Origin of the sequence: Brevibacillus sp. MER 51 (genome assembly GCF_023714195.1) — a bacterium.
In the GTDB taxonomy this organism is placed as follows: domain Bacteria; phylum Bacillota; class Bacilli; order Brevibacillales; family Brevibacillaceae; genus Brevibacillus.
This window is the reverse complement of the sequence record NZ_JAMAUS010000009.1, coordinates 58,557-74,486: the sequence shown is the minus strand read 5'-3', so window position 1 is coordinate 74,486 and position 15,930 is coordinate 58,557. Positions and strand designations below refer to the sequence as shown.

The window sequence follows — 15,930 nt, the reverse complement described above, 5'->3', positions numbered from 1 at the left end:
TCTTATTTCAAATCCTTACCCACTTTAATCATATACATCTGCGTAGGATTGCTATTAATTTTAATCTTACCCTTCTCGTCATATCCCTCAACGCCGAAGTCATTGTCATTCACAATGGCAATCGTGTTTTTATCCACAATCGCTAGTCCTTCCAGCTTTTCATGCGGATAGTTCAGCTTGGCTACATCCACCAGCAATTCCTTGGAAACAGGTACAATTCCTTTTTCTTTCACTTGGGAAACGGTGAGTTTTTCGAAGTCATGCTCACTTGTTGGCGTACCGAGTAAATTGGTTGCTTTCGAAAAATCTGCTCTGTAAATTCGCTTAAGCTGTGCGTCTGCACCGGCGTTTTTGTCTCGCTCGTCGATCAGTAACACATCCTGGCTGAGTGCCGCCAAGTCGCTGATAACGACGTCTTTCTGTTTCACTTTCACGAAATCTTTTGCGTTCTCTGCAATGTACATGTACTCGCCTACGACTTTTTTGGTGGCGAGATCCATCTTTAAAATGCGCAGATTACGGGAAGCTTCGCCTGTCTTTTTATCAGGAAGTGCCATCGGACTTTGGATCGAAGTATACAAGAACTTGCCATCTGGCGAGATGGTGATACCTTCGAAGCCACGGTTTGCAATGCGTTTGGAATAGACAGCTGGCAGTGTATCAAAAATCTCCATTTTTGCACCTGCGGCAACCAAGGCTTCTTTCGTGCCCTTTGGTACATAGCGGCCCAGGATTGTGCCGTCACGCTTTACTTGAATAATGGATGGGCGGTATTCGTCGGATAACCAAAAAGTATCGTCGACCGGGCTGTAAGCGATGCCTTCCAAATCCAAACCGTCTGGATCGTAACTAATCTTTTTTGTCCCCGTTACATCGTAGGGAACTTCATCAGGGCCAGCGAGGTTTGGCAATCCACTGATATAGGCAGTTTTTGAAAAAGCGTTGATCTTGCCCTGTGGCAAATGCAGTTTGATTGTTTCCAAAACATGAATGTTTCCGTTCTCTACTTTGATTTTGTACATGCGTGGTGTGTAGTTTTGGTCAGGGAACGTACGCAGCTCGTCCTTGCCATATTGACCATTTGGTCCACGGTCAGCCAATGTATAAAAGATAGAAGGAGGATCGTTAGGGAGATGTACCAAACCGGAGAAACCGCCTTCTTTAATCCCTTCAGCGAGCGCAGGAGGATTTTTCCATTCGTGAATTTCGGCTACAACAGGTGCTTCCGTTACATTTTGCGTTGCACCTGCTCCTTGTGTTCCGATCAAGGAGATAGCCGTGATTGTTGCGATCAGCAAGCTTTTCTTTTGAAAGTGAATCTTCATCATATCCCTCCGAATGAAAAAACGACGTTATGAACCACTTATGTTAGACTACCCGATCTATATTGGGAAAATATGAAGCTAAAATGATGGTTTTGTAAAAATTAACAACAGAATATTGAATTCTGAATAATCGTAAAACTAAATTGACACACGCTCTTTGGATCTTATAAAATGCAAGGAAGGATTGAGGACTAGTTATAGCTGAGGAGAGATGAGCATGTCGTTGACAGAACAGACAAAAAAGGGATATTTCGGTGAGTTTGGAGGAAGCTTTGTCCCTCCACAATTGCAGGAAGTATTGGACTATTTAGCTGAGCAATTTGAAAAGTATAAAGATGATGAGGAATTCGTCGAAGAGTACAAGTATTATCTGAAAGAATATATAGGGCGTGAGAATCCGCTGACGTTTGCTCGTCATTTAACGGCAAAACTCGGCGGTGCCAAAATTTACCTAAAACGAGAAGATTTAAACCATACTGGGGCGCACAAGATCAATAATGTCATCGGTCAAATCCTTCTGGCAAAGCGAATGGGTGCACAGCGTATTATTGCCGAGACGGGTGCAGGTCAGCATGGAGTTGCTACCGCGACTGTTTGCGCGATGTTTGGCATGGAATGCGTGATCTATATGGGCGCGGAGGATACGAAAAGACAGGCCCTGAATGTATTTCGAATGGAGCTTTTAGGGGCAAAAGTGGTAGCGGTGTCCAAAGGGCAAGGAAGATTGAAGGATGCAGTTGATGAAGCGCTGAATGATTTGGTACAAAACTATCAGAACACGTTCTATCTATTGGGGTCTGCGGTTGGTCCGCATCCGTTCCCTACGATGGTAAAGCATTTCCAATCGATTATCAGTGAAGAATCAAAACAACAAATTTTGGAAAAAGAAGGTCGTTTGCCGGATGCGGTTATCGCCGCTGTTGGCGGTGGCAGTAACGCGATTGGAGCTTTTGCCCATTATATAGAGGAACCATCTGTTCGTCTGATTGGTGTGGAGCCTGATCAGGCACCTACCTTGACCAAAGGGGTTCCAGCCGTCCTTCATGGTTTTAAATGTTTGGTGCTACTAGATGAAAATGGGGAACCTCAAAAAACGTATTCGATTGCTGCTGGTCTGGATTATCCTGGCATTGGCCCAGAGCATAGCCAGCTAAAAGTCAGTGGACGAGCGGAATACTATACGGTGACGAATGAAGAAGTGTTGGCGGCTTTTCAAGAACTATCGAGAACAGAAGGAATCATTCCCGCCTTGGAAAGCGCTCATGCCATTGCCTATGCTTTGCAGTTGGCTCCCACTCTTTCACCGGAGCAGATCCTGATTGTTAACCTTTCAGGACGAGGTGACAAAGACGTTGAGCAAGTTTTCCATCTGTTAAACAAATAATAGATGCAGAGGCCGTCCTGAGGGATAGCCTCTTTTTTCGTCTAGTAGTGATTGTGTTTTTCATTGTGATTATATATTTTTTAGTGAAACTTTAGTATTATTTTTTGAAGGGTTCCAAATAATAGTGGTTTCAGTGTACTTTCTTACAAGTTCATGTATGAGATTGGAGATCATAATGATGAAGAAAAACATTTACTTTAACCATGATGGCGGCGTTGATGATTTAATTTCTTTATTTTTGCTGCTCCAAATGGACAATGTGAATCTGACGGGGGTATCCGTCATTCCAGCGGATTGCTACTTGGAACCAGCGATGTTTGCCAGCCGGAAGATCATTGATCGTTTCGGTAACGGCGGTTTCGATGTAGCAGAGTCCAATTCCCGCGGGAAAAATCCTTTTCCCAAAGACTGGCGCATGCATGCATTTTATGTAGACGCATTGCCCTTGCTCAATGAATCGGGACAAGTAATCACGCCAGTAGCTGACAAGCCTGCACATCTTCACATGATTGAAACGCTACGTGCAACGGAAGGAAAAACGACCTTGCTGTTTACCGGTCCTTTGACTGACCTTGCGCGTGCATTGGATGTCGATCCGACCATCGAAGAAAAAGTAGAACGCCTGGTGTGGATGGGCGGAACATTCCGTGAAGAAGGCAACGTGCACGAGCCTGAGCACGATGGAACCGCAGAGTGGAACGTATTCTGGGACCCGGAAGCGGCTGCTCGCGTATGGGAAAGTGGAATCGAGATTGATTTGGTCGCACTGGAGAGCACGAACCAAGTCCCACTGACGCTGGATGTTCGTGATCGCTGGGCAAAGGATCGCAAGCATATCGGTGTCGATTTCTTGGGTCAATGCTACGCAATGGTGCCACCGCTTGTACACTTCTCGACCAACTCGACTTACTACCTGTGGGATGTATTAACCACAGCATTTGTTGGCAATAGTGATCTTGTAAAGGTGCAAACGGTTAACAGCATCGTCATTACAGAAGGTGCTAGCCAAGGTCGAACCGTTGAGACGACTGAAGGACGCCCGGTACATGTGGTTTACGACGTAGACCGTGATGCATTCTTTGATTACATGACAGAATTAGCGAAAAAAGCGATCTAAAACAAAGCAAGTCATCTTAGAAATCGACACAGCTGGCGATACAGAAAGGGTATGTTCATGCAATATATTTGGGGAGTTCTCGGCATCCTGGGAATTTTTATAATAGCCTTTGCGTTTTCGAAAAATCGCAGAGCGATTCAACCGAGAACGGTCATTGGCGCGTTTGCCATTCAGTTTATTTTTGCTTTGGTCGTACTGAAATGGGATTTTGGGAAAAAGCTTCTGGAGTACTTGGCGTCGATTGTTCAAAGCATCATTGACTCGACGAATGCGGGAATTCAGTTCTTGTTTGGCGGGATACTCGGTGCACAGAATGCAGGCTTTACGTTTGCGCTGCAAGTATTGCCGATTATTATCTTTTTCTCTTCCTTGATTTCGGTCCTGTATTATCTCGGAATTATGCAGTGGGCTACGAAAATTATTGGTGGATTTTTGTCTCGGGTGCTCAAAACGAGCGAAACCGAATCCATGTCAGCTTCTGCAAATATTTTCTTGGGTCCGATTGAGGCGCCACTTGTCGTAAAACCTTATATTGAGAAAATGACCAAGTCAGAACTGTTCGCTGTAATGACAGGTGGACTGGCGTGCGTTTCGGGTTCGGTGATCGGTGGGTATGCGATGCTTGGTGTGCCGATTGAATATTTGCTGGCGGCAGCATTCATGGGAGCGCCGGGTGGTCTGTTGCTCGCGAAAATTATCATGCCAGAAACAGAACAGCAACAGAGGGTAGCACACGTAGAAGTAATGAAGGATACGGAATCCAGAAACGTCATTGACGCGGCTGCTCGAGGAGCTTCGGACGGGCTAAAGGTAGCTGCTGGTGTCGGGGCGCTGTTGCTCGCGTTTATCTCGTTGATTTTCTTGCTGAACTCGATTATTGGCTGGCTTGGCGGGTTAGTGGGAATACAAGCGTTGACGCTCGAGCACATTTTAGGCTACCTGTTCGCGCCGATTGCTTTTATGATCGGGGTTCCATGGGAGGAAGCGCTAAAAGCCGGTTCTTTCATCGGGCAAAAAATTATTCTCAACGAATTTGTGGCATACACGGCTTTTGCCCCTGAGATTGCGCATTTGTCGCAAAAAAGTGTTGTGATCATCAGCTTCGCCCTTTGCGGCTTTGCCAATCTGGCTGCGCTGGCTATGGTCATTGGCGGCTTGGGCGGATTTGCTCCGTCAAGAAGATCGGACCTTGCGGAGATGGGCTTGCGTGCAGTAGTTGCGGCAACCTTGGCGAATCTGTTGAGCGCAGCGATTGCCGGGATGCTCATTTAGATGAGTGAGTGGGTAGAAATAAGACGAGGGCTGGAGTGATCCATGCCCTCGTTTTTTTGGGTACTACCCGAAGTTGGTACTACTCGCTTTTTGTGTTCCCGGCTACAATCTTGTTAGTAAAAACAAGCCATGATTTGGTGGGGATACGATGAAGCATGTACTGTTATTTCTAGGGCCAACAATCATGATCTTTTTGGGTTTACAAGTCATGAGTAGCGTGCCAATAACGTTTCTGTTATTTTACGGATGGCTGTTTGCGGTTCCGTTTGTGGACATGATCGTTTTGAAAAGAAATACATGGCGGGACACATTTAGGCTAATGGGATTGGGAATCAACCGCCCCAATATATATCACGGCATTTTGACTGGATTTCTTTTCTTTCTCACCATGATTGTTGCGGGATATTTCTTTCACAGCTTTTTGTTTGATAAGGATGATCTGCAAAATTTATTGGTACAATGGGATTTCTCAGGCAATCTTGTCGTTTGGCTCATCCTTGTTTTGCTAGTGATCAATCCGTTTCTTGAGGAAATCTACTGGAGAGGATATTTATTTAAAAAGCTGGAAGGAAAGCGGACAAAGCGAACCATGATTTTGCTGACGTCATTGTTTTACAGCTTGTATCATTTCCTCTCCATCATTCCTTTGTTTAGCTGGCCGTATAATATTGCGATGATTTTTCCGGTTTTTTTGGCGGGAATGATTTGGGGATATATGCGAGACAAGAGCAACTCACTGATGGGTTCGATCATCAGTCATATCCTTGCAGATTCAGGGATTATGGCTGTCTATCTACTATTCTTGAAATGAATGATGCGGGTATGGAGGCAAGCTTCCATACCTTTTTCTATTAGGTGGATAAGGAGGAAAAAGGGGCATGTTGGAAAAAATAAGAAGTTAGAGAATATCAAAAGATGGAGCTGAAATCATGAACGTTGACGTACTTTTTAACCAATTTCCCATTCTAAGTTCAGATCGGTTCACCTTGAAGAAAATCGAAGAGCAGCATTTGGAAGAAGTATTTGAAATCTACAGCAATGACCATGTATTTGCATACTGCGGGATTATCCCCAAGCATAATAAAGCGACAGTGAAAAACATGATCGGGCATTTTGAGAGAGACTATTTGAAAAAATCCAGGATCAAATGGGGGATATTCGCCAATGATAACCCAGATCACTTGCTTGGCATTATCGAAGCTTTCGACTTTCAGCAAAAGGTAAGCATGGTGACGATTGGCTACTTCTTGTCCGAAGCGCATTGGGGAAAAGGGATTGCGACAGAAGCAGTAAACATATTGCTCCATTTTTTGTTCGTGGATGTCAACGTTAACAGAATACAGGCGGAAGTGATGCCTCCGAATGAGACCTCCAAAAAAGTATTGTTGAAGAATGGCTTCATGAAGGAAGGAACACTTAGACAAGCAACGCTATGGTCGGGCAAAGGGATTGTAGATGTAGAGATATACGGAATGCTGAAAGATGACTATGAAAAAGGTAGGGGATGAATTTGCCCCTTACGGAAGCAAGCGGATGAAAAAATCGGATACTATGACGCAGACCTTGATGTCTATATAAGGCGTGTAATAAGGATCGAGTGAGGCGAGATTTCGTTTAAACCACCAGAATACACCGTTACCTGTAAAAGCCCTCCTATGTTACTATGATGGGTATAATCAATCATAGGCATCGGGAATGGGGAAAACATCTTGAAAACCTTTAAGAAAGTCTATATAGAAATCACCAGCGTTTGCAATCTTGCCTGTACCTTTTGTCCGCCAACGGAACGCGGTAAAAGTTTTATTAAAGTAGAAGACTTTGCGAAAAGGCTGGATGAGATCAAACCGCACACGGATTACATTTACCTGCACGTCAAAGGGGAACCGCTTCTTCACCCCAAAATTGATGAGCTACTCGATATCAGCCATGAGAAAGGCTTCAAGGTCAATATCACCACAAATGGAACGCTGATCGCGAAAAATCGGCATAAATTGCTGGGCAAGCCTGCTCTCCGACAAATGAACTTCTCGCTTCACAGCTTTGACGGGCATATCGGCTCAACCAACCGTGAAGGTTATTTGCGCGAGATTCTTTCATTTGTTCGGGAAGCTCGGGAGCATCAAGTAATTTTTTCTTTCCGTCTGTGGAATTTGACACAGGATAACGCCACGAACATTCAAAAGAGTAGAAACCGCCAGACGCTTGAAATCATTGAGAAAGAATTTGGGCTGGACTATCGGATCGAAGAAAAAGTAGTGCCGGGCAGCGGGGTAAAAATCGATGACCGCGTTTATTTGAACCAGGATTACGAATTCCAGTGGCCGAGTTTGACAGCGCCTGAAGATGATGGAAAAGGCTTTTGCCATGGATTGCGCACGCAAGCGGCAATTCTCGAAAATGGAACCGTTGTGCCATGTTGTCTCGATGGGGAAGGGGTCATTAATCTAGGGAATATCAACCAGAACTCTTTCACCGATATTGTGGATGGCGAGCGGGCCAATAATCTGGTAGAAGGATTTTCTCGCAGGGAAGCTGTCGAGGAATTATGTAGAAGATGCGGGTATCGCCAGAGGTTTGGAGCTTAATTTTGGGTAAGGAGATGTGCAAGGAGTTACAAATGTAACTCCTTATCTTTAGATTGATATTAGTATGTCTTAAAGATTAACGCTTACGTGATAATAAATTTATCTTTAAGTTACTTAAGTCATGTAAGTATTACTTTTCCAAACTCAATGTTTTTAATGGCGTATTTTCTTCACAGCAGGTTCTAATAGGAGTGTTTTTGATAATTTCTAGTTTCCATTGTTCATTTGAAATATAGATTATGTCATTTTTCACTGCTACAATTTTACCTCTGATAGCTATGTTTGCTTTTTCATCTTTTATAGTCACTAAAGACCTAGTTGGAGTATTACTCCTAACATGTTCTCCAGCAGTTGCAACAAGTGTAGTAATCAATGTCCCCATATAGAGAGTAAGAACTATAAGAATACTAAAACCCCACCATTTATTTGAAAAAGCCTCCATAACAGTAATAACGGGATCATTTACATTATTCTTTTGTATTTCAGTATCTTTGAGTTTGTACATTCTAGAAATAATAATAGAAATAATAATAGATAAGACTAATAACCATGTATCGGATATCTTAAATTCAAGTAAACCGTTGACCACAATAAAAATTATAGCTGGAAAAGGAAAGCAAACAAAAGTTCTGTATAGTCTAGATGTGTAAATAAACTTCTCAAAAAAAGAAAGAATAATAGCAAACGTAATCATTGGAAGGAAACTCAGGAAAATGTATTCTTTTCCAATATTTAAATACTTTGCAGATATGTATAACGAAACTATTCCGTACAAAATTCCAGAAAAGGAAGAAATTGGATTCATGCTAAGTCTTAAAAATGCTAATAAGGTTATTGCAATTAACAGAGGTGCCAACCAAACTATAATAAATTCTTTCGCTTTATCCATTAAATCAGTAAAACCACTCACAAAAAATATCGATAAACCAATATGTAAACCAGTTAGAAGAAAAAATATAAATACAACAAAACTTATTGAAGTAATGATAACTTCTTTCCCTCTTATATTTTTTAGATCATTAATTAACTTAATAATACCTTTTACAACAAGAATAAAAAAAATTACTCCGGCACTTAATATCATACTTACTAGGAGAACTGAGGTAAGGCTAAAGGGAACTGGATAAATAATCATGTCTAATGTAGATATAGAGGAACTATTTTCTCCCCCAAAATAGTATCCATACAAAAATGAATAGCCAAGTGAATAGAATATAAAGCCGAATAATGTTACGGCAAGCCCAATTGCGTTTATTATTCTCAAAAGGTTTAATACAAACTTAATTCTTGAATCATTTATGATTGTAAAAATACTCTGTGTAAATGGGAAAATCCTCACTATTTTCTCTTCAATTGTAACGTTTTGCATTATCCAATCCCCCAAAAATACGGAATCATATAAAATGGATAGAATTATTACATGATCTAAGACAAAATCTTATTAAGAGAAACAATCTTACTGATGTGGTTGACTCTCAAAAAATATAGGCGTACACGTAATCATAACTATATACTTGGTATATATTCCCTTATTTCGAACGAGTGAAACACTTGGATAATCGCTTTTTATAAGGTCTTTTGCAAAATTTCTCAATGATTTCTGTGGGAGCCTATGTTACTACATAACGCTCTATATTAGACTAGATGAACATTTCGTTTCGTCATGGTTAAAGTTGATTAATTCGTTTTAGTGGATTACAGGCTATGAAGCTGAAAAGCTTAGGAATAGGATATCAAAACGTCCGAAAAACACGATTCGGACGTTTTCTTAATCAGGTGAGCGACACTACAAGCAGCGGCGGCAGCGAATGCTACAAAACCGACAATGGCGGCGATGAGGACGTAACAGGTTGTAGCAGAACCGCATGGGCGATGGTGGCGACGGATGCACCAGTCTCGGTCAAAATTTTTGTAGCTGTTTCTATCTCTACCCCCTTCTATGTCTCCATCAAACTCTCTTTCTATAAACGCACGGTCATTACGACCACCGCTCGGCATAGGTCCACCTCTTTGTTTTTGATACGATATTTTATGAAGCTTGTTTGGACATGACTGGACGATCTATAGGGGAAATAAGCTTGTTTTCAGAAGCGGAAAAATGGCAAAGTTGCTATCCTATCACAAAGTCATGGACAAAAGTGTTGGTAAAAACAAAAAGATAGCGGATTTCATAGCTGAAAGGAAGCTAATGAGATCCGCTATCTTTTTTTCTATGTCATACGAGATAGTAAACTGAAGGTAAAAAGCCCTCAGCTATGTGAGGGCTTGTAGCCTGTATTACTTTGCAGATGTATCGGTGGAGTCTTTATCCTGCTCGGATTCGTTAGCGGCTTGAAGGTCGTCGATGATGACGATTTTGCCTTCTTCTTGCCATTCTACTTTCGCGTTCAGTTGTTCACTGATGAAGCGCAGAGGCAGGAATACACGTCCATTTTTCAGTACAGGTGCAGTGTCCAGAGAAATGGTTTTCCCATCAACAGTTGCTTCTTTTTTATCGAGGTACAGCGTGATGGATTTTTCGCCACGCGTAATTTCTACGCTACGAGTCTCTGGCTTCCAGTTCACTTCCGCTTTCAATGCGGAACTGATAGCACGTACAGGCACCAACGCTCTTCCACCTTTTACAAACGGTGCCACGTCAGCTTTTACCTGTTGTCCATCTACGAATGCACTCACTTCTGTCGAGCCAGTATTCTCAAGGAGTTCTCCAAGCTTTTTGAATGGTGTGTGATCTCCTTTTTGGTACGTGCGCTGAAGAAGCTCAAGCTGTACTTCCAAAGCTCCGTGTTTGTCAGTGGTTTTTTCCAGTTCAGATACCAGCTGCTCGTATTTCGCTTTTTGATCTTCCGTGATTTCCGCTGCATGCTTGAGCTCTTGGCGAAGCTCGATCAGCTCTTTTTTCAATTTTACGTCTTTGATGTTGGATTCTGTGCTAGCTTCAGTTGAGTTCTCATCGTCGCTATCAGTATCGGTATCAGATTCTTTGACAGAAGTTTCTTTCGATTTATCTTTTGCTTCTGCCTTTACTTCGGGCTTGCCATTACCTTTTCCTTTGCTTTCCAGGTCAGCTGCCAGAGCAGCAGGTACACTAGTTGCGAGTAGAATAGCAACCAACGAAGTAGATATTGCTTTTTTCATTTGAATCTTCCTCCTTCTAGGTGTAAGTTTCATGAACTCGACATTCAAGACGGAGGAATATATGAATAAGTTGCGTAGATTTTGAGAAAATATTTTATTTGTGCGAATAGTTACCTTTCCGTGTCATTCCTTCCAAATCCCGTATCTTTCTTACGCGTCCAATTACGATTCCTAGTAGCGCCACAAGTACGCCAGAGAGAATAAACAAAAAGCCAATTCCTCTGCCCGCCCCCGTTCCGATGATCTGTCCGACCGTTTGACCCAGCCATTGATCTGGATAAAAAAGCGGGTTAAATACATGATCCGCCAAAAATCCCGCCGATCCAAATGCCAGTACGAACCCGATTTGTGAAATAGCCGTGATCATCGACCACACTCTGCCTTGCCGTTCATTCTCGACATTCGTTCGAATGAGTACCTCGAGGCTGGTGTTCACAAAGGGAAGCGTGATGAAAAAGAGGAAGCCAAAAACCATAATCAGCCAAACGGAAGTAAACACACCCATCAGGGCATAAAACAAGCCAGCAAGTACGAGAGAGAAGGACAGCATGAACACTTTGCTTTTTCCCATACCGAACAGTCCGATCAAAAGGCTGCTGACGAGCATACCTGATGCAGATACAGAGAGGGCGATACCGAATGTCTTGGAATCAGTGAATGTCAGCATCATAGGCCCAAAAAGCGATGGCAGCAACCCGATGTAAAAGCACACGACGGACATTAACAGAACGAACGAGAAAACGCTTTTCTTTGAAAGGAGATAGCGGAAGGCTTCAGACATTTCGCGAAAAAAGCTTTGTCTTTCATGTGTCTGGGGAGTGGCATCGTGTTTCATAATCATCAGCACGGCGCCTACGGCTAAAAGGAAGGTCATCATATCGATGAGTAAGACGAGCTGGATATCAAAAGCACTGAGAAGAAACCCTGCAATCAGTGGGGAAATAAGATATTGAGCTGAACTTGCCAGTTGGATGAGTCCGCTTGCCTGTGAGTACATCTCTTCCGAAACCAGATCGGAGACGGCTGCTTTATAGGCTGGGTTTAGAATAGCGGCAGAGATCGAGCTGATGCAGACCCCCAAATAGATGTGCCATAATTCCATGCGCCCGGACAGCATGACAAGCAAGATGAACAAGATACCAGCTATAGAACCGAGATCGCCAATGACCATCATTTTCTTGCGGTCAAACCTGTCTGCAAACACCCCGCTAAAGGGGAGTAAAAGGAAGGAGGGGAGAAAAGAGAAGAGAATGATGAACGAATAGCTCATGGTAGATTGGGTCTGTTGAAAAACAAAGACACCCAAGGCAAAAGCGGTAAGTCCACTACCCATAGCGGAAAGCAGCTGCCCTGACCAAATGATCAGAAATCTGCGAAAGGCTTTATCATGAGCGTTCATTGTCTTTCCTCCTTTTCATCCATTACAGAAACGAGAAGGACCCCGGCGCAGCTCCTAGTGACCTTTCAATAATCACCTGCATGGCATGTAGACGTTTTGTCTGCTCCTCTTGCTCCCAATGAAAAATGCCTGATTCCAACAAAAATTGCGAGCCAGCGAGGAGAAACTGAACGGTTTCCAAGGCATTCTCGACATGAAAGACAGCTTCTTTATTTCCTTGTTCAATGACTTGTGCAAGGACAGGAGCAATTTTTAAGATAATGGCGATGTTCAGACGCTCGTGAAGCTCTCTGTTTTCAGGGCGATGCAAGCTTTCCATCCATTCGGCTTGCTTGTCGATGGGGTGGCTTTGGCTGCGCAGCATCTGGCGAACCTTCTCCATGACAGGCAAGGTAGAGTCATCTGCGATTTTTTTATATTCTTCGCAAAGCGTATCGACCATGGACTGGACAAATGCTTCGAGGATTTCTTCCTTCGATTTAAAGTAGTAATAAAAGGTTCCTTTCGCTACGCCAACCTTTTGAATGATCGCATCCACGGTTGTATGGACATAACCCTGATTTCGAAATAGCTCCCCGGCGGCTTCCAATATCTCCGCTCGCCGTGTTGTGGGATCTTTCACGATTCTTTTCATCGGCGCCTCCTTCGATTGACAGTATGTGGTTGGATACAGATTACCATATGACTGACCGTCAGTCTATAAGGGTATGAAAGAAAAAGAGGAGGGAAATCCTCCTCTTTTCGGTATTAGGAATGTAATAAGATGATGGCAAACGTTCATTATAATTTCTCGGCGATAATTGTGAAGGTCTTCGGGATTCCTTTGTCAAAAACTTCCGAGGAGAGATTCGGGAGCTCTTCCAGCATTTTTAGGCACAGCCCTTTGTTTGCAATGGACGTAACAATTTCGCCTAAGGTCCAATTGCGTAACAATACTTTTGATTCAGCGACATTTGTACCGTTCGAGAGAAATTTGGAGAAAGCAATTTCCTTTTCCTCAAGCGAGGTGTCGAAATAATCGCCTGTTACTTTATGTTTGCGAATATTCGCAGTCGTTCCGCGTGAGGAGATGAGTTTTGTGGATACCGGATGGAAATCTTGGAGGACGAGCGCGCCGCCTTTTCGCAGGAGCGAGTTGACCACCTGGAATAATTCGGTTAAGTCCAAAAAGTAATGAAGAATACCAAATTCCATAAAAACGAGATCATACTCACCAGACAATACATCTGGAGGGAGCTGCAATACATCCGATACGATGTAAGTCAGGTCAACATCGGCAGCTGCAGCCAGTTCTTTGGCGTATTGCTCATTCTCATACGAGAAATCGGCGATGGTCACGTCGGCACCTAGCAAGGCGAGCGCAACGGCTTTGTTTCCATTAGAACCGAGTAAATTGATAATCTTTTTGCCGCGAATATCCCCCATGTGCTCATATACCTTGCCGATTCGTTTTTGGGGGTCTTCTTTAATTTTGACCGCTGCCTCAGCAGGTGTTCCAAAGCGTTTCAGCCAAGCTTGATAAGCCCCGGTGTTCCAAGATGTTTTATTCAGTTGTGCTGTTTCCACAAATTCCCCTCCATAGAGTATTCCATTCAAAAAATTGGCCCCGATAGGTTGGTAAGAGGGCTTAGGTAATTTATCATACTGACACATATGATTTGTGTCTATATATTTTCGAAGTGTTAATTTTTCCATGTGTGACCGGAAAGTAAGAACAATTGGGGCGATATTCTACAATTGTGAAGCAAAGCAGGACAGTGGTAATATTGGGAAAAAATATACGTCCGCTCTTTATGCGGTCGAGGGTTTGTTCGACGGGAGGCAAGCTGCTTTGAAAATCAAAGTGTTGATCGCAGACGACAATTCGTTTATACGGGAAGGCATGAAAATCATCCTGACGAGCTTTGCGGAGTTTGAAGTAGTCGGAATTGTGGAGGATGGGGTCGAGGCGGTGACGTTTTGCAAACAACACGAGGTAGACGTCGCTCTTTTGGACGTTCGGATGCCGAATATGAATGGAGTGGAAGCGACTCGTGTGCTGACTACAGAAACTACAGTCAGACCACTCATTTTGACGACGTTCGACGATGACGAATTTGTTCTCGAAGCCATTCAAGCGGGGGCACGCGGTTATTTATTGAAAAACAATGATCCCAACCGCATCCGAGATGCCATTAAGAGTGTCTATAACAACCATCATGTCCTGCAGGATGTCGTCCTGGATAAAATCAAAATGAACCTGAATGCAGGGATAAACGCGACGGATACCATGTCCACTATCGCTCCTCCCAAAGCGACAGCAGCCATCCCTACCGAAAGCAAAATCGACCAAAGCTTATTTACGGAACGGGAGCTCGATGTCATGAAGCAGATTGCCAAAGGGCTATCGAACAAAGAAATCGCCAAGAAGCTGTTTATTTCCGAGGGAACCGTTGCGAATTACATTACTTCCATCTTGAATAAAACAGCGCTTGAACACCGCACGCAGATCGCCATCTATTATTTGACGGGCGAAACGAACATGTCTGACTGAAAGGAGGTCAATACCAATGGAGTTATGGACAATGGCGAATAAGGCAGCGGTGCTTGGGTTTATCATCGTGACTTCTTTTCTGGCTCATCCCACTTCTGAAATTGACCCGTGGCAAATTCTTGTGTATTTGTTGTATTTGGCTAGTAATCTCACTATTCTCATTGTGAAAAAGAGGAATCATAAGCAATTATTTATGGGGCTATCCATCGTGTTCGTGGTAGCAAGTACTCTTATGTTGGACCCGTTATTTGTGTTGCTCTTGCCTGTCCACATTTTGGAGCTCGTATTCTTGGCGAGTAATCAGAGGGTGGTCGTATTTGGCTGTATGCTGTTGCCTTTGTTCATTGTTTTACCTGAATGGATACCCATGTATTTACTAACGGCCTTTCTTAGCTTTTTGCTGTATAGGTGTGGCAGCATGCTAACTGACAAGCTTCGCAGATTAGAGGCTGAACGAGAGAAGATGAGAACGGATTTACAAAGCTTGACCCGCTCCTTGAATGAGAGCAGCGAATACTTCCGCCAGTCGACCTATACGATTCAACTGGAGGAACGCAATCGCCTTTCTCAACAAATTCACGACGATGTGGGGCATGCGGTGGCAGGTGCGCTCATTCAGATGGAAGCGTCGCGACTGCTGATGGCGACTGATCAGGACAAGGCATCCGAGCTACTTCGCAATGCGATTGCAATATCGAAGGAAGGGCTGGAGCGAATCAGAGTGACACTCAAGGATGTGAAGCCACGGCCAGAGGAGCTAGGAATCAATCGACTCCGGTTGTTTGTCGATGAGCTATCTGCGAGAGAGACAGTGACAGCCACGCTTACTTTTGATGGGGACATCGACGTCATTACACCGATTCAGTGGAAAATCATCCAGCAAAATGCAACGGAAGCGGTCACGAATGCACTCAAATATGCGAAGGCAACAGTGATTTCCCTAGAGGTACGGGTACTGAATACATTCATTAAAGCAGTGGTCACAGACAATGGGGCCGGTGCAGAAAAGGTTGTAAAAGGGCTTGGCATTCTCGGGATGGAGGAGAGAGCCGCTTCCGCTGGTGGAACAGTGATCGTAGACGGTACGCGAGGCTTTAGCGTGACCACTCTGCTGCCTTATCGCAACGAATGAAAAAAATCATAAGAAACAACATGAGAATTCTCATGTGTCGAGGAT

The 15,930-nt window shown here is 43.6% G+C and carries 15 protein-coding genes; 9 read left to right on the top strand and 6 right to left on the bottom strand.

Features of this window, described 5'->3' with window-relative positions:
- Positions 1-2: 2 nt before the first annotated feature.
- Positions 3-1,328: an esterase-like activity of phytase family protein gene (locus M3630_RS19590; RefSeq protein ID WP_251253203.1), complete on the bottom strand. Its 1,326-nt coding sequence runs from the start codon at positions 1,326-1,328 to the stop codon at positions 3-5.
- A gap of 214 nt (positions 1,329-1,542) precedes the next feature.
- Between M3630_RS19590 and trpB the strand changes: the two genes are divergently transcribed.
- From trpB to M3630_RS19560, 6 genes are all read left to right on the top strand, one after another.
- Positions 1,543-2,709 (top strand): tryptophan synthase subunit beta, encoded by a 1,167-nt coding sequence (gene trpB, locus M3630_RS19585; protein WP_251253202.1) that lies wholly within the window; start codon positions 1,543-1,545, stop codon positions 2,707-2,709.
- Positions 2,710-2,887: 178 nt separating this feature from the next.
- Positions 2,888-3,826, top strand: a complete 939-nt coding sequence (locus M3630_RS19580) for a nucleoside hydrolase (RefSeq protein WP_251253300.1) — start codon at positions 2,888-2,890, stop codon at positions 3,824-3,826.
- Between the two features lie 57 nt (positions 3,827-3,883).
- Positions 3,884-5,098 (top strand): NupC/NupG family nucleoside CNT transporter, encoded by a 1,215-nt coding sequence (locus M3630_RS19575; RefSeq protein WP_251253201.1) that lies wholly within the window; start codon positions 3,884-3,886, stop codon positions 5,096-5,098.
- A gap of 148 nt (positions 5,099-5,246) precedes the next feature.
- Complete coding sequence (locus M3630_RS19570; protein WP_221866848.1) at positions 5,247-5,909, top strand: CPBP family intramembrane glutamic endopeptidase; 663 nt, start codon at positions 5,247-5,249, stop codon at positions 5,907-5,909.
- Between the two features lie 118 nt (positions 5,910-6,027).
- Positions 6,028-6,606 carry a GNAT family N-acetyltransferase gene (locus tag M3630_RS19565; protein ID WP_251253200.1) on the top strand — a complete coding sequence of 193 codons (579 nt, stop codon included), beginning with the start codon at positions 6,028-6,030 and terminating at the stop codon, positions 6,604-6,606.
- 201 nt (positions 6,607-6,807) lie between these two features.
- Entirely contained in the window at positions 6,808-7,683 is an 876-nt protein-coding gene (locus tag M3630_RS19560; protein ID WP_173610575.1) for a radical SAM/SPASM domain-containing protein, read from the top strand.
- Between the two features lie 130 nt (positions 7,684-7,813).
- Here the strand turns inward: M3630_RS19560 and M3630_RS19555 are convergent, their stop codons facing one another.
- On the bottom strand, positions 7,814-9,052 hold the full coding sequence (locus tag M3630_RS19555) for a V-type ATP synthase subunit I (protein ID WP_251253199.1): 1,239 nt from the start codon (positions 9,050-9,052) through the stop codon (positions 7,814-7,816).
- Between the two features lie 335 nt (positions 9,053-9,387).
- Here M3630_RS19555 and M3630_RS19550 point away from each other — a divergent pair, with 335 nt between their 5' ends.
- Complete coding sequence (locus M3630_RS19550) at positions 9,388-9,735, top strand: hypothetical protein (protein ID WP_251253198.1); 348 nt, start codon at positions 9,388-9,390, stop codon at positions 9,733-9,735.
- A gap of 225 nt (positions 9,736-9,960) precedes the next feature.
- Here the strand turns inward: M3630_RS19550 and M3630_RS19545 are convergent, their stop codons facing one another.
- From M3630_RS19545 to M3630_RS19530, 4 genes are all read right to left on the bottom strand, one after another.
- Positions 9,961-10,821 (bottom strand): copper amine oxidase N-terminal domain-containing protein, encoded by an 861-nt coding sequence (locus M3630_RS19545; RefSeq protein ID WP_251253197.1) that lies wholly within the window; start codon positions 10,819-10,821, stop codon positions 9,961-9,963.
- A gap of 94 nt (positions 10,822-10,915) precedes the next feature.
- A complete protein-coding gene (locus M3630_RS19540; RefSeq protein ID WP_251253196.1) occupies positions 10,916-12,220 on the bottom strand; it encodes an MFS transporter in 1,305 nt (434 codons plus the stop codon).
- A 22-nt stretch (positions 12,221-12,242) separates the two neighbouring features.
- A complete protein-coding gene (locus tag M3630_RS19535; protein ID WP_251253195.1) occupies positions 12,243-12,854 on the bottom strand; it encodes a TetR/AcrR family transcriptional regulator in 612 nt (203 codons plus the stop codon).
- A 146-nt stretch (positions 12,855-13,000) separates the two neighbouring features.
- Positions 13,001-13,786 carry a class I SAM-dependent methyltransferase gene (locus M3630_RS19530; protein WP_173610571.1) on the bottom strand — a complete coding sequence of 262 codons (786 nt, stop codon included), beginning with the start codon at positions 13,784-13,786 and terminating at the stop codon, positions 13,001-13,003.
- Positions 13,787-14,051: 265 nt separating this feature from the next.
- Between M3630_RS19530 and M3630_RS19525 the strand changes: the two genes are divergently transcribed.
- Together M3630_RS19525 and M3630_RS19520 are read left to right on the top strand one after the other, a co-directional pair.
- Entirely contained in the window at positions 14,052-14,753 is a 702-nt protein-coding gene (locus M3630_RS19525) for a response regulator transcription factor (protein ID WP_251253194.1), read from the top strand.
- Positions 14,754-14,769: 16 nt separating this feature from the next.
- Complete coding sequence (locus M3630_RS19520) at positions 14,770-15,885, top strand: sensor histidine kinase (RefSeq protein WP_251253193.1); 1,116 nt, start codon at positions 14,770-14,772, stop codon at positions 15,883-15,885.
- Positions 15,886-15,930 lie beyond the last annotated feature (45 nt).